10 protein-coding genes are annotated in these 14,157 nt (G+C 52.3%); all 10 read left to right on the top strand.

Annotated elements, in window-relative coordinates; all coding sequences use genetic code 11:
* The first annotated feature begins 162 nt into the window (after positions 1 to 162).
* The 10 genes from K5621_RS09115 to K5621_RS09160 all read left to right on the top strand — a co-directional run bounded on the left by K5621_RS09115 (position 163) and on the right by K5621_RS09160 (position 14,069).
* A complete protein-coding gene (locus K5621_RS09115) occupies positions 163 to 450 on the top strand; it encodes a YebG family protein (RefSeq protein ID WP_221050992.1) in 288 nt (95 codons plus the stop codon).
* 13 nt (positions 451 to 463) lie between these two features.
* Positions 464 to 922 (top strand): GAF domain-containing protein, encoded by a 459-nt coding sequence (locus K5621_RS09120; protein WP_100142696.1) that lies wholly within the window; start codon positions 464 to 466, stop codon positions 920 to 922.
* Positions 923 to 1,185: 263 nt separating this feature from the next.
* On the top strand, positions 1,186 to 1,842 hold the full coding sequence (proQ, locus tag K5621_RS09125) for an RNA chaperone ProQ (RefSeq protein WP_100142695.1): 657 nt from the start codon (positions 1,186 to 1,188) through the stop codon (positions 1,840 to 1,842).
* Between the two features lie 30 nt (positions 1,843 to 1,872).
* A complete protein-coding gene (gene prc / locus K5621_RS09130; RefSeq protein ID WP_221050993.1) occupies positions 1,873 to 3,936 on the top strand; it encodes a carboxy terminal-processing peptidase in 2,064 nt (687 codons plus the stop codon).
* A gap of 125 nt (positions 3,937 to 4,061) precedes the next feature.
* Positions 4,062 to 6,647: an aminopeptidase N gene (gene pepN / locus K5621_RS09135; RefSeq protein WP_221050994.1), complete on the top strand. Its 2,586-nt coding sequence runs from the start codon at positions 4,062 to 4,064 to the stop codon at positions 6,645 to 6,647.
* Positions 6,648 to 6,655: 8 nt separating this feature from the next.
* On the top strand, positions 6,656 to 6,871 hold the full coding sequence (locus K5621_RS09140; RefSeq protein WP_025011156.1) for a DUF2835 domain-containing protein: 216 nt from the start codon (positions 6,656 to 6,658) through the stop codon (positions 6,869 to 6,871).
* 316 nt (positions 6,872 to 7,187) lie between these two features.
* Complete coding sequence (locus K5621_RS09145; protein ID WP_221050995.1) at positions 7,188 to 9,242, top strand: DUF1302 domain-containing protein; 2,055 nt, start codon at positions 7,188 to 7,190, stop codon at positions 9,240 to 9,242.
* 13 nt (positions 9,243 to 9,255) lie between these two features.
* Positions 9,256 to 10,623, top strand: coding sequence for a DUF1329 domain-containing protein (locus K5621_RS09150; RefSeq protein ID WP_100142691.1), 1,368 nt, complete (start codon positions 9,256 to 9,258; stop codon positions 10,621 to 10,623).
* A gap of 83 nt (positions 10,624 to 10,706) precedes the next feature.
* Positions 10,707 to 11,747, top strand: a complete 1,041-nt coding sequence (locus K5621_RS09155; RefSeq protein ID WP_221050996.1) for a WD40/YVTN/BNR-like repeat-containing protein — start codon at positions 10,707 to 10,709, stop codon at positions 11,745 to 11,747.
* Between the two features lie 12 nt (positions 11,748 to 11,759).
* Positions 11,760 to 14,069 (top strand): efflux RND transporter permease subunit, encoded by a 2,310-nt coding sequence (locus K5621_RS09160; protein WP_100142689.1) that lies wholly within the window; start codon positions 11,760 to 11,762, stop codon positions 14,067 to 14,069.
* Positions 14,070 to 14,157 lie beyond the last annotated feature (88 nt).

Here is a 14,157-nt window from a genome sequence, read left to right on the forward strand (position 1 = left end):
CAAGCTTAATCGCCAACACGCTAACTGCGTTGCTTGTGGGTCCATTGGAGTTAATCGACAAAACAAACTCGCAAATACTATCAGAAAGAACGCGTCTCTTGCATCTATAGCGCATTTTATGTCAATCTATTTACTGTATATTTAAACAGTGTGAGGAAGGTCATGGCCGTTATAACTCAGTACGTTGTGGTCAGAGAAGGGGTTGAGAAGATGACATTTACATCTAAGAAGGAGGCTGATGCCTACGATAAGATGCTCGACATCGCGGATAACTTAATCCCCTTTATTCAGAGTAGTGAATTGGAGCTGGATGATAATACAGCGGAAAAACTTGCTTTTTATTTAGCTTCTCATAAAGATACATTGGCGAATCTGCTCAAGGGCGCCCCGGTAAAAGCGCCGGCCCCTGCCAAGAGCAACAAGAAGAAGACAGAATCAGAAAAAGTATAACCCGGAACCCCAGATGAAAGCTCAGTTTTACGATACGCTCAACCGTCAGGTACAGGCACTATTCGCCGGTGAAGACGATGTGATTTGTGCCATGGCCAACTTTTCTGCTTTGTTGAATGAACAGCTTGAGGATATCAATTGGGTGGGCTTTTATCTGCTCAAGGGCGAGCAACTGGTGCTTGGCCCCTTTCAAGGCAAGCTGGCATGTACTCGGATCCCAATGGGTAAAGGTGTCTGTGGCACTGCGGCTGCAAAGGCTGAGACTCAGTTGGTTGAGGATGTGCATCAGTTTGCCGGACATATTGCCTGCGATGCCGCCAGTAATTCGGAAATTGTGATCCCACTCTATCGTCAGGGCGAACTGATTGCCGTGCTGGATATCGACAGTCCCAGCCTGTCGCGCTTCGATAAAGAGGATCAAACCGGACTGGAGACCCTAGTGCAGAGTCTGGAAAAGTGCTTATTTGGTTAATCCCTGTACAATTTGCCACAATTGGTGGTCGCATTAAGGCGCGTGCAGCTTATAATAGGCGGCCGCTTTGTGGGCCAACTGACCGTTTGTGGTGCTTGGCCCTATCGGGCTGAAATGTTAAGTTTTGTGTCATGTCTTTGGCAATGGCCGAATGCATGCTAATTTGTACGTTATCCCCCAAGGGATTAACGAAGATGAACGACGCCGTGAGTACAGCAGACCTAACTGACCACTGACGTCCCCTGTTAACTGTGGAAGTAATGATGGAATCAACAGAAAAGTTGACCGACACCAACGCTATTCTGGCGTATTTGTATGAAACATTTCCTTTGTGCTTTATCGCCGAAGGAGAAACCAAACCGCTGAAGATAGGACTGTTTCAGGATTTGGCTGAAAGGTTGGCTGATGATTCCAAAGTCAGTAAGACCCAACTGAGGGTCGCCCTGAGACGCTATACCAACAGTTGGCGCTATCTTAAGTGCATCAAGGAAGGCGCTCAGCGGGTAGACCTCGATGGTAACCCTTGCGGCGAACTGGATCCCGAACATATTGAACATGCCAAGGCGACGCTGAAAGAGAGTCAGGAAAAGGCCAAGGCCCGCCGTGCGGCTGAGCCTGCCAAAGAAGGTGAAGCCAAGAAGGCTAAGCCTGCGCGTAAGCCACGTCCTCAGGGTGACAAGCCTCGCAGTGAGCGCCCACGCAGCGACAAAAAAGTGGCCCGTAAGCCGAAGCCTGCTGCTCCAGCCGTGGAATTGGTTCCAGCTGTGTTGGAAGAGCTGAAACCTTCACAGCGAGTGAATGTCAAATTGGGTATGACGCCGGTAGCCGGTGTGATCCTCGACATCAATAAAGAAGATGTTCACGTTCAACTGGATTCCGGCCTGTCAGTCAAGGTTCGTGTGGAACATATTCTGCTGTAAAATCATCAAATAGAAAGGAGTAACTTGCTGATGCGAAAATTTATTCTTGCTGCATCGATCGCCAGTGTCTTTATGGGTTCCCAGGCGCTGGCTATCTCACCGGCAGTCCCGGTCAGCGAGTTACCCCATCTACAACAGGAGCCACAACACAAGGTTGCCAGCAAACGGATTACCGGCCTGTTCAGTCGCTCCCATTATCACAGATTCGATCTGGATGATGCCTTCTCGCAGCAGATCTTCAAGCGTTATCTCGAACAGCTCGACTATCGCCGCAATGTATTGCTGCAGAGCGATATCGACAGCTTTAAAGTCTATGCCAACCAGTTTGACGATATGGTGCGCAGCGGCGATCTGGAACCTGCGTACAAGATGTACGATTTGGTGCAGCAGCGTCGTTACGAGCGTTTTGCCTATGCCTTGAGTCTGCTCGACAAAGAGATGGACTTTAATCAGGCCGGCGATGCTTATGTCTTTGATCGTAAAGATGCCACCTGGCCCAAAGACGAGGCCGAGCTCAATGAGTTGTGGCGTCAACGGGTCAAGTACGATGCCCTTAACCTTAAGCTTACCGGTAAAGAGTGGCCAGAGATTGTTGATGTGCTGGGTAAGCGCTACAACAATGCCATCAAACGCCTGAAGCAAACTAACAGCGAAGATGTGTTCCAGGGGCTGATGAATGCCTTTGCCCGCAGTGTTGAACCGCACACTAGTTATCTGTCTCCCCGTAATGCCGAACGTTTCCAGATGGAGATGAACCTGAGCTTGGAAGGGATAGGTGCTGTGCTGCAGATGGAAGATGACTACACGGTTATCAAGAGTCTGGTGGCCGGTGGTCCGGCGGCGCTGAGTGAGAAATTGGCGCCAGAAGACAAAATTGTCGGCGTGGGTCAGGAAGGCAAGGAGATGGTCGATGTTATCGGCTGGCGCCTGGACGATGTGGTTGAGCTGATCAAGGGGCCTAAAGGCAGTACCGTGACTTTGCAGGTGCTGCCCAAGAAAGGCGGCTCCAATGCTAAACCCATCAATGTGACTGTGGTGCGGGACAAAATTCGTCTCGAAGACAGGGCGGCGACTTCCAAGATAGTCGAGCCGGAAACCGGTCCTTACGCCCAGCGTAAAATCGGTGTTATCCAGATCCCCGGCTTCTATATGGACTTATCCCGCGACGTGGCCAAAGAGTTGCAAACCCTCAATGAAGCCAAGGTTGAAGGCGTGATTGTCGACCTGCGTGGTAACGGTGGTGGCGCCTTGACCGAAGCGACCTTGCTAACAGGGCTGTTTATCGACCAGGGACCTGTGGTGCAAATTCGTGATGCCAATGGTCGCATCAGCGAAAACCGCGACAACGATGGTAAGAGCTATTACGACGGCCCTCTCACAGTGATGGTTGACCGTTACTCGGCCTCGGCCTCGGAAATTTTTGCCGCTGCATTGCAGGATTATGGCCGCGCCTTGATTATCGGTGAGTCTACCTTCGGTAAGGGCACAGTGCAGCAGCACAAGAGCCTTGGCCGTATCTATGACCTGTATGAAAAGCCGGTTGGCCATGTGCAGTACACCATTGCCAAGTTCTACCGTATCAATGGTGGCAGTACCCAGCTGAAAGGGGTGACTCCGGATATCCCGTTCCCCAGTGCGTTGGAGCCGGGTGAATACGGTGAAGCGGAAGAAGACAATGCGCTGCCATGGGATAAGGTGCCTGTAGCCAAGTACCAGCCTTTGGGTGAAATCGGCGCAGAAATGGTCAGCAATCTTGCGAAACGCCACCAGAGCCGGATCCAGCAGGACGTCGAGTTCGGTTATATACTGCAGGACATAGGCGAGTTCAAGAAACACCATAAAGAGAAGAGTGTTTCTCTGGTGGAAAGCGAGCGCCTGGCCGAGCGGGATAAGGACGATCAAAAACAGTTGGCCCGCCTCAACGAACGTCGGGTTGACCATGGTCTCGAACCCTTGAAGTCTCTGGATGACGATGAAAATGTCTCCGAAGATGAGAAAAAAATCGAGACTCCGGATGCCTTCCTCGATGAAGCCGTCTATATCACTCTGGATATGGTGGACTATCAGAGATTGGCAAAAAACAGCGCAAATTGATGCTGGCTCCAGGAAACATAAAAACGCGCTGATTGCGCGTTTTTTGTTTGCTCCCAGCGCTCACAGAGGCAAGATCAGTCAACGAACTCAGCGACTGCCAGTGCCCAACGAATTAAGGATGACCTATGTCTGAAGCACAAACCCTTTCCCCGGACCAACTGCAGGCCAAGCGCCTGGCCGATTATCGTCCACCGGCGTTTTTGATCCCAGAACTGTCCCTCTCATTTCAGCTCGAACCCAAGCAAACCCGAGTGACGGCCGTCAGCCAGGTTAGGCGCAACGGCAATCACAATGAACCTTTGCAGCTTGACGGTGATGAGCTGGAATTGGAACAGCTATTGGTTAACGGTGAACCTGCCGACTATCGCCTCGAACCGGGTAAACTGCTGCTTGAAACTGAACTCAACGAATTTGAATTGACTCTGGTGACCCGTATCAGCCCGGCCGATAACTCGGCACTGGAAGGTCTGTACATGTCCGATGGCGCCTATTGCACTCAGTGTGAGGCGGAAGGTTTCAGACGCATCACCTATTTTCTCGACCGTCCCGATGTGCTGGCCAAATACCAGGTACGTATCGAAGCCGACAAGGCGTTTCCTTTCCTGCTTTCCAACGGCAATCTGCTGGAAAAAGGGGAGATGGACGATGGTCGTCATTTCGCCGTCTGGCAAGACCCTTTCCCTAAACCCGCGTACTTGTTTGCGCTGGTTGCCGGTGACTTTGACCTGTTGGAAGACAGTTTTACCACCCGCTCAGGCAGAGAGGTCAAACTGCAGGTGTTTGTCGACAAGGGCAACCTGCACAAGGCCGGACACGCCATGGCTTCATTGAAAAAGGCGATGGCCTGGGACGAGTCACGCTTTGACCTCGAGTACGATCTCGATATCTACATGGTGGTGGCTGTGGACTTCTTTAACATGGGCGCCATGGAAAACAAGGGCCTGAATGTTTTCAACACCAAGTATGTGTTGGCGGATAATGACACGGCGACCGATGATGACTTCCACGGCATAGAGTCTGTCATTGGCCACGAATATTTTCACAACTGGACCGGCAACCGGGTAACTTGCCGTGACTGGTTCCAGCTTAGCCTGAAAGAGGGGCTGACCGTATTTCGCGATCAGGAATTCAGCTCAGATCTCGGCTCCCGGGCCGTCAACCGTATTCATGCCATCAAGGTCATCAAGAATCAGCAGTTCGCCGAGGACTCGGGGCCGATGTCGCATCCTATTCGCCCCGAAAGCGTGATAGAGATGAATAACTTCTATACAGTCACTGTTTACAACAAGGGTGCCGAAGTGATCCGCATGATGCACACCCTGCTGGGTGAGCAGGCCTTTCAGGCGGGGATGAAGCTTTATTTCGAGCGTCACGATGGCCAGGCGGTTACCTGTGATGACTTTGTCGCCGCTATGGAAGATGCCTCGGGTAAAGATCTGACTCAGTTTCGCCTCTGGTATAGCCAGGCGGGCACCCCTCAGGTAACAGTGACTGATGAGTATGATGCAAGCACAGCGACCTACCGCCTGCACCTCAAACAGTTCACCCCAGTGCGCGCCGGAGAAGCGGCCAAGGCACCATTACATATTCCGTTCAGCCTGGAACTGCTGGGTAATGACGGCAACGCATTGGTCAACCAAGTGTTTGATTTTACCCAGGCTGAGCAGACATTAGAGTTCAAGGGTATCAGTGCCCGTCCAATTCCTTCGCTGTTGCAGGACTTTTCGGCGCCGGTGAAGCTCAAGTATGACTACAGCACAGTGCAGCTGCTTTGCTTACTGCGCCATGCCAGCAGTGAAGTGGCCCGTTGGGAAGCGGCGATGAGCCTCTTCAGCCGCGCCGTGTGGGCCAACGTTGCTTTGCTCGAACAGGGGCAGGGGATGCATCTGGATCCTCGGGTTGTCGACGGCTTCAGAGGTGTGATGCTGGATGACGCTTTGGATAAGGGCCTTGCGGCCGAAATTCTCAAGCTGCTTTCAGTGTCGTCCTTGATTGAACAGGCCGATAAGGTGGAATTGGATGCCCTGTTGCTGGCCCGCGACTTTGTGATTGAAGCCATCGCCAGTGGCTGTGAAGATGAGCTGTTGGCCCGTTATCGTCAATTACTGTCGCAGGATGATGCCGCCGCCCGCAGTTTAAAAAATACTCTGCTTTGGCTGCTGGCCAAAGTCTCTGATGAACATGAGTCTTTGATTGAACAGCAGTTTGCATTGGCCTCTGGCATGACAGATGCGCTGGGCGCGCTGCTTGCCGCTAACGATGCCGATTGTCAGTGCCGTGATGCCCTGATGCAGACATTCGAGCAGCGCTGGAACCAGACCCCTCTGGTTATGGACAAGTGGTTCAGCCTGCAGGCGATGGCGACAGATGATGGGGTGATCGCCAGACTCGAGACCCTGTTGCAACATCCGGCCTTCAGTCTGAATAATCCCAACCGGGTTCGTTCTCTGGTGGGCAGTTTTGCCGCGGCCAATGTGCGTCAATTCCACCGCTTGGACGGCAAGGGATATGCTTTCCTTACCGCCATGCTCAAACAGCTCAATAGCCTCAACCCGCAAGTGGCAGCGCGGATCATCACTCCGCTGATCCAGTTTGCCAAGTTTGATGACGAGCGCCAGGCCAAAATGAAGGCTTGTCTGCAGGAGCTGTTGGCTATGCCTGAGCTGTCGCGGGATCTCTATGAGAAGGTCAGCCGCGCACTGGAAGACTGAGTACAAAGATGGAATTTTACTTTCGCCTCAATCTGAGTTATCAAGATTTTTTACCTTACTATCAAGGTATTGCCGAGAATGTTGAGGTCAGGGAGAAGGGTGGCAAGATCCTCTGGATCAACGGCCGCCGTCTACGCCCTTTTCTGACCGCCGATGGTATTCACGGTGAATTCCATCTCAGATTGGACCGGGATGGAAAATTCATTTCTTTAAAACAACTTTAGAGTAATTACTTAAAACGGTCGACTAAATCAGTCGGCCGTTTTTTTATGCCTGTAACAAAGGTTAATTCATTGAAATTAAGCGGCTTATAGCTGTCACCGCCATTTGTCGCCCGCATACGCAACAAAAATTTAAATTTTGTCCCCTTCAGTGCACGAACTAACGACCTTAAGTCCTCAAATCTGCAAGATAAATTTCTCAGTATCTGCCTTGCTCATCAGCATTAATTGCTGTAACAATGGTGTTACCTGTGAGCTAACAAGATGTTGGTTGAGACTCCTATAACAATTAATCCAGCAGGTTACGGAGAAGCGATAAATGAAAACAGTGATAAACCGTTTTAACAAGTCGGCGCTCGCTTTGGGGGTGGCGTCGGCACTGAGTTTAGGGATGATCCCCAGTGTCGAAGCGGTATCGTTCAAATGGGGCGATGTGGATGGTTCCTTTGACTCGACATGGACCTTGGGCGCCAGTTGGCGCGTGGAAGGACGTGACTGGGATGGTCAGATAGGTAAGGTTAACCATCCCAGATTCGACTGGAGCGGTTACTCCGCCTTTACCGATACCAAGTACACCGCCGCCGAGATCTGGGCGCAACCCGGTTCCTATTCCAGCAACAATGACTTGAGTAATCTCCTCTATTCTAAAGGCGATACTACCTCGGAAATCTTCAAGGGGCTGCACGAACTGTCGCTCAAGTATGAGAATTTCGGTATTTTCGCCCGCGGCATGTATTTCTACGATCGTAAGCTGAATGACAGAATTTACGATTTCAATGATCCTCTGACCGGCAACCGTTACGATCCTTGCGCCGACAAGCGCGCCGAGGAAGTGCAGTGTAAGGATATCCGTCTGCTGGATGCCTTCGTCTATGCCAACTTCGATTTCAACGATGGTGCCAATCCACTGACTATCCGTGTGGGTAATCAGGTGGTGTCATGGGGGGAAAGCACGCTGATTTCCCATGGTATTGCGGTGATCAACCCGGTGGATTTGAACATACTTAACGCACCGGGCGCGGAATTGAAGGAAGCCTTCAGGCCGCAGGGTATGGTTTGGGCCTCTTTGGGGGTGACCGAAAACCTGTCGGTGGAAGCGTTTTATCAATATGACTGGGAGCCTATCTGGGTTCCGACTCCCGGGTCGATTTTCGGTACCAACGACTTTGTCGGTTACGGTGGCTACAACCAAAACGCTCAGCTTGGTTTTAACGCCAACCCGGATATCAACCTCGATTTCCTGACCCAGGAATATAACCGCCTGTCCAACATGATAGCCTCCGGACAGAGCATTCCGACCGAGCAGTTGGTACAGATGGCGCTGGCTTATCCCACCAAGGTGACATTGGTGGAAGATGAAGCCGCTCCCAGCGATTCCGGTCAGTACGGTATCAAACTGGGGTACTACGCCCCGGAGCTGGGCGAAACCGAGTTTGGCTTTTATTACATGAATTACCACAGTCGCCGTCCGCTCATCAGCGGTACCACGGCGGACTTCAGCACTGGCGCGTTGCTGTCTGATATGGCGGTGCTTGGGCAAAACGCCGGCAATATTAACCGTGAAGTGCTGCTTAGCCTAGACAGCTTCTCCAAGGCCCAGGTGGTTTATCCGGAAGATATCAAGCTTTACGGCTTTAGTTTCAACACCTTGATAGGTGATACCTCTGTAGCCGGTGAAATCGCGCACCGCCAGGATGAGCCTCTGCAGATTGATGATGTGGAACTGTTATTTGCCGCTATGCCACAACAGCTGGCTAACGCGGGGCTGAGGCCGGATCTCGATGGTTTGTCCCAGTACACTTCCCATGTCAAGGATGTTGGTCCAGGTGAATACGCCGAAGGTTTTATCCGCCTCGATACTACTCAGGCGCAGATGACCTTTACCCACCTGTTTGGCCCGACGCTGGGTACCGATAACCTGGTGATGCTCGCCGAAGTGGGTGGGGTGTGGATCCACGATATGCCGGGTTTTGATGAACTCAGACTCAATGGTCCAGGCACAGGGCGCAGCGGCGGCAACCCGGATATGCCAGGCATCATTGAAGCGTTGCACAACGGACCTGAAACCAATCCGTTCCCGACTGATTTCGCTTGGGGTTACCGGATTGTTGCCAAGGCCGATTTTAACAACGTGTTCTCCGGCATCAATATGTCACCTAGAGTGATTTTCTCCCATGACGTTGATGGTATTACCCCAGATCCTATGTTCCTGTTTACCGAAGGTCGCAAGTCTGTGGCACTGGGACTCAGCTTTGATTACCAGAGCCGCTGGGGCGCGGATCTTTCCTATAACAGTTTCTTTGGTGGGGTAGGCACAACCAATGCGATGGCCGATCGCGATTATGTGTCTTTCAACGTTAAGTTTTCGATCTGATAAGGACAATAAAATGAGAACGATAGCTATATTGTCTGCTGCTGTAATTCTGGCTTTGGGGGCCACTACAGCCGTAGAAGCCAAGGTTTCCGAGGCCGATGTGGCCAAACTGGGTAGCAGCCTGACACCACTCGGGGCTGAAAAGGGCCCCAACGCCGATGGTAGTATTCCGGCTTGGGACGGCGGCATTACCACACCTCCTGCCAGTTATAAAAAAGGCATGCATCACCCCGATCCCTTTCCGGATGACAAGCCGCTGGTGACGGTTACCGCAGCCAATAAGGAGCAATACAAGGAGTTCCTGACGCCGGGGCAACTGAAGATGTTTGAAACCTATCCAGATAGTTTCAAAATGAACATCTATCAGACTCGGCGTACCGCTTCTGTGCCGCAGTTTATTTATGATGCCACCAAGGCCAATGCGCCGAGAGCGACTCTGGTCTCTGAGGGCAATGGTGTCGATGGCGCGTCTATAGGCATTCCTTTCCCCATTCCTGCCAATGGATTGGAAGCCATTTGGAACCATATCCTCAGATTCCGCGGTGTCGATATCGAAACCGAACGTAATCAGGCGGCGCCTACCGCCAGTGGTGATTACACACTGGTGGAAATGGCCGAGGAGATACGTTTCGAATACTCTCGTCCCGAAGCCAATTTGGATGAACTGAAAAAGAACAATATTCTGTTTGAATTCAAACAGGTGGTGACGCAACCCGCGCGTTTGGCCGGTACTGCGCTGTTGGTGAAAGAAACCATGGATCAGGAGAAGGAACCCCGCCAGGCCTGGACCTACAACACAGGGCAGCGCCGGGTGAGAAAGGCGCCCAACGTGGCCTTTGACACGCCTGGCACGGTTTCTGATGGTCTGCGTACCACGGATGATTTCGATATGTTCAACGGCTCGCCTTCCCGTTACAACTGGGAGTTGCTGGGCAAGAAAGAGATATTCATTCCTTACAACGACTACCGTCTGCATTCGGATAAGGTCAAGTACAGTGAGCTACTCAAGCCCGGTCACCTGAACCCCGATTATATTCGCTATGAAAAGCACAGAGTCTGGGTGGTCAAGGCCAGCTTGAAAGAGGGCATGCGTCATATCTACAAGACCCGAGTCTTCTATTTGGATGAGGATTCCTGGCAGGTATCAATCGCCGATCTGTACGACAACCGTGACGAACTGTATCGGGTTGCCATGGCGCATGGTCTGAACTACTACGAGGTGCCGACTCACTGGAGTACTCTCGAGGTGTATTACGATCTGCAGTCTCGTCGTTATATCGCCATAGGTTTGGATAACGAAGGCCGTATGTATGACTTCGATGCCAAGTTGTCTGAGGCCAACTTCACCCCGGCCGCGCTGCGCCGCGAAGGGATACGTTAAGCCTGTGTCGTTGGGTGACATAAGTCACCCAGTTGGAAATTCCAGGGGCGCGTGCGCCCCTTTAAACCCTAAGGAAGTCTGTAATGTCGTATCGCATGCTTCAAGCAGCGGCTCTGGGTCTTGGCATACTCACGTTCCAGGGCACAATGTCGCCCCTTCACGCCGAAACGCAATCTGTAACCGGTGCTCTGACTGGCCAGTTGCAGCCTCTGGCGGTGCATTCTTTGATGCTGGATATTGCTCAGGCCGGCAGCACTATGGTCGCTGTCGGTGAGCGTGGTCATATCTTAAGGCTCAGCGCCGATGCCAATCAGTGGCAACAGGTGGTGACACCGAGTCAGGCGCAGTTGACCAAGGTATTTTTTCTCGATGCCAATCATGGCTGGGCCGTGGGTCATGATGCCACCATTCTTGCTACTCAAGATGGCGGGCTATCCTGGCAGTCACAGTTTGGTTCGCCAGAGCTTGCCCGGCCCTTGCTGGATGTTTGGTTTGCCGATGTTAAAAACGGCATAGCCGTTGGCGCCTATGGTCTATTTCTGCGCACCACAGATGGCGGTCAAAGTTGGCAGAAAGAGTTTCACCCTGAGCTCTTGAGCCAAGATGATGCCGACTATCTGGCGGATCTCAAACAGCAGGATGAAGAGGCCTATCGGGCCGAGTCTGATTCTATTCTGCCCCATTTCAACCGGGTCATCGCCCTTGAAGATCAGCGTTTACTCATGGTCGGGGAGCTGGGAATGGTAGCCATTTCCGAAGATGGCGGCCGTTTGTGGCAGCGACTGGAGTTTATTTATGACGGCTCTTTGTTTAATGCCATAGAAAAGGATAAACAGCTCTATGTGTTTGGTCTGCGAGGGCATGCCTTCAGCGCACCGGAAGATATGAGTCAGTGGCAGGAGATAAAGATGCCGCTTGAATCGACCCTCAATGCGGCTGCGCCGGTCAAAGGGGGCCTGCTGCTGGTCGGCAATGGCGGTGCCGTTATTCGTTTGGATAACAATTTACACGCTGAGCTGGTGACCCAGCGCAGAGGGGAAAATTTATCGGCAGTTGCTGTAGACCCTAAGGGCCGGTTATGGATAGCCGGGACCAAAGGGCTTTTCGAATTAAAACAACAATAAAGGGCCATTATTATGTTAGACAGACTGGTCAATGGGATTGAGAGTTTTCTCTTTCGCAATCGTATCGGAGTGATACTGCTGTTTGCGCTGACCACGGTATTTCTGGGCTTTCAGGCCAGTCAGCTGAAAATGGATGCGGCATTTGTCAAAAACATTCCGCTGCATCATCCCTATATGCAGACCTACCTCAAACACCAGAAGCAGTTTGGAGGCGCCAACTCCATCATGGTGGCGGTAGAAGACAGCAGCGGTAATATTTTCAATCCCGCGTTTTTCGACACCCTGAAGAATGTACATGATCAACTGTTCTTCATTCCCGGGGTAGAACGCTCCCAGGTGAAATCCCTGTTTTCGCCGTCGACACGTTTTACTGAAGTGGTGGAAGACGGCTTTGCCGGGGGGCCGGTGATCCCGGCGGATTTCAGTACCACAGAAGCCGGGCTTGAACGGGTTAGAGGCAATATCGAAAAAGCCGGCATAGTCGGCCGTTTGGTGGCTGAGGATTACAGCGCCGCCATGGTGACGGCGCAGCTGATGGACTTTGATCCGCAAACCGGCGAGCCACTGGACACTTTGGCGTTTGCCGCGCAACTGGAAGAGCAGCTCAGAGGTCAGTTTGAAAAAGATGGTATCAAAATTCACATCATAGGCTTTGCCAAGATGGCCGGTGATGTGGCTGACGGGGCCAAAGGAGTGTTGTTGTTTTTCCTGATAGCCATTTTGGTCACGGCCCTGATGGTATATCTCTTCTCCCGCTCCATGGTGTTGACCCTGCTGCCTTTGGTGTGCAGCTTGATTGCCGTGGTCTGGCAGCTTGGGCTCTTGACCGTGGTGGGCTTTGGCTTGGATCCCATGTCGATTCTGGTGCCGTTTTTGGTATTTGCCATAGGGGTCAGCCACGGGGTACAGATGATCAATGCCATCCGCAAGCGGGTTGCCGATGGCCTGAGTACCAAGGTGGCGGCGGCTTCGGCATTTCGTAGCCTCTTGGTGCCGGGCGGGGTCGCCTTGTTGTCGGATACCATAGGGTTTATGACCTTGCTGGCAATCGATATCGGCATTATTCGCGAGTTGGCGATTTCGGCATCGCTTGGGGTAGCAGTGATTATCCTGACCAACCTGATACTCTTGCCTCTGGTGATCTCCTTCTTCCAGATAAAGGCCGCGAAAGCGGATGCTGGCACCGAGGCCAAGACAGCGGCCTTTTGGCAAAAGCTCACCTGTTTTGCCACCCCAAAATATGCTGTGGTGGTAGTGGCTGTGACGGCGCTGCTTTATCTGGGCGGGCTGCAGCAAGCCGGCAAGATGCAAATCGGCGATCTTCAGGGCGGAGCACCGGCGCTGCATCAGGACTCTCGCTATAACCAGGACACTTTCTTTATTACTGATCATTTCTCTATCACCACTGACGTGATGAGCGTGATAGTGGAAGCTTATCCCGAGGCCTGCACCTATCACTCGGCGCTGGAGAAGATTGACAGGTTCGAATGGTTGGCACGCAACACCCCAGGGGTTGAGTTTACTGCCAGTATTGCCTCGGTGGCACGCCAGGTGAATGCCGGTTTCAACGAGGGTAGCCCCAAGTGGCAGGTATTGCCCAGGAGCCCGGCGAGCCTAGCCCAGCTGGTGTCACAAATTCCTACCAGTACCGGCCTGCTGAACGGCGATTGCTCTGTGATGCCTGTTTATCTGTTTCTTAAGGATCACAAGGCGGAAACCATAGAGCAGGTGGTGAGTAAGGTAAAGCTGCTGGCCGCCGAAATGGACGACGACAAGCTGAGCTTTAAACTCGCTTCCGGCCCTGTGGGGGTGATGGCGGCAACCAACGAGGCGGTGGCCGAGGCGCAACTGCCTATGATGCTGTATGTCTATGGCGCCGTGTTTATCCTCTGTCTGATAAGCTTCCGCTCGCTGAAAGCCACGATTGCAGTCATTCTGCCTCTGTATGTGGTATCGACACTGGCGCAGGCACTGATGACCTGGCTGGATATCGGCCTGACGGTGAGCACCTTGCCGGTTATAGCCCTCGGGGTGGGTATCGGGGTGGACTATGGCATCTATATCCTGTCGACCATGGCGGTGAAATTGCGTGATGGTATGGCGGTGCAGCAAGCCTATTTCGAAGCCTTGATGGAGCGAGGCAGTGCGGTCATCTTCACCGGTCTGACCTTGGCCATTGGGGTGAGTACTTGGTTCTTCTCTGCACTTAAGTTCCAGATGGATATGGGAATTTTGCTTACCTTCATGTTTGTGGTCAACATGCTAGGTGCCATAATTATCCTGCCTGCGCTGGCGGCACTTTTCTGGCGCAAACACAGCTAGTGATAGGGGCAGGAGAAGAAGTTTCTCCTGCCCCTGCTGCATAGTTAGTCTGTTATTCCGATTGTTTCTTCATCACTCCCTTCAATAT

The organism is Shewanella carassii (assembly GCF_019670705.1).
In the GTDB taxonomy this organism is placed as follows: Bacteria; Pseudomonadota; Gammaproteobacteria; order Enterobacterales; family Shewanellaceae; genus Shewanella; species Shewanella carassii.